This is a genomic window from Desulfovibrio sp. 1188_IL3213 (assembly GCF_036763145.1).
In the GTDB taxonomy this organism is placed as follows: Bacteria; Desulfobacterota; Desulfovibrionia; order Desulfovibrionales; family Desulfovibrionaceae; genus Desulfovibrio.
The window spans coordinates 1-880 of sequence record NZ_JBAIYR010000663.1 but is presented as its reverse complement, the minus strand read 5'-3'; the positions used below and the strand labels follow the sequence as shown (position 1 = coordinate 880).

Below are 880 nucleotides of genomic sequence, written 5' to 3'. Positions count from 1 at the left end.
GCCCCGCAAGGCGCGTCCGGCGTAGCCGCGCCTGAAAAGGACAGCAAATGTGCCGGGCCTGGCGCTCCGGCGGGCTGCTGCCGTGTGCTGGAATGGAATACCCGTCGGCTGGCATTCGCCTTTCAGGGAAAAAAACACGTAATCTCCACCCCGGGGCTGGCCCTGCTGAGCCTTGTGGTGGGCCTTGTGGGCGGCATTTACGGCATTGGCGGCGGGGCTATCATGGCGCCTTTTCTGGTTTCCTTTTTTGCGCTTCCGGTTTATGCCGTGGCCGGGGCCACCCTTTTTGCCACCTTTCTTACATCGGTGGCGGGAGTAAGCTTTTACTCGCTGCTGGCCCCCCTGTATCCCGGCACGGCCATTGCCCCTGACTGGAGAATGGGCCTGCTGGTGGGCCTGGGCGGCATGTGCGGCATGTATTTCGGCGCGCGCTGCCAGAAGCATGTGCCGGCCACGGCGCTTAAATGCCTGCTGGCCGCCATTTTGCTCTTTACAGCCCTGCGTTATCTGGGCCAAGCTTTTTAGCGGCCGCGCGCCCTGATCCTGCGCGGCCATTGCAAAGGACGCAGCATGAATCAAAGCTCGCGGCTGCCTGTCGGCCTTTTCGACTCCGGCATGGGCGGCCTCACCGTACTCAAGGCTCTGAACCGGCGTCTGCCCGGCGAAGACCTGCTCTATCTCGGCGATACCGCCCGTCTGCCTTACGGAACCAAGGGGCCTGACACCATCGTGCGCTATACCCTCAAGGCCGCGCAAAAACTGGTGGATATGGGCGTGAAAATGCTGGTGGTAGCCTGTAACACGGCAACGGCCGCCGCCCTGCCGGTCTTGCGCGAGCACTTTGCCCCCCTGCCCGTTCTTGGCGTGGTGGAGCCGGGGA

General features: G+C 63.3%; 2 protein-coding genes. Both read left to right on the top strand.

The window, feature by feature from the left end:
* Positions 1-525, top strand: a 525-nt coding sequence (locus V6C16_RS14380) for a sulfite exporter TauE/SafE family protein (RefSeq protein WP_333543579.1), incomplete at its 5' end; no start/stop codon positions are given.
* A 45-nt stretch (positions 526-570) separates the two neighbouring features.
* A partial coding sequence (locus V6C16_RS14375; RefSeq protein ID WP_333543578.1) for a glutamate racemase occupies positions 571-880 on the top strand: 310 nt, incomplete at its 3' end.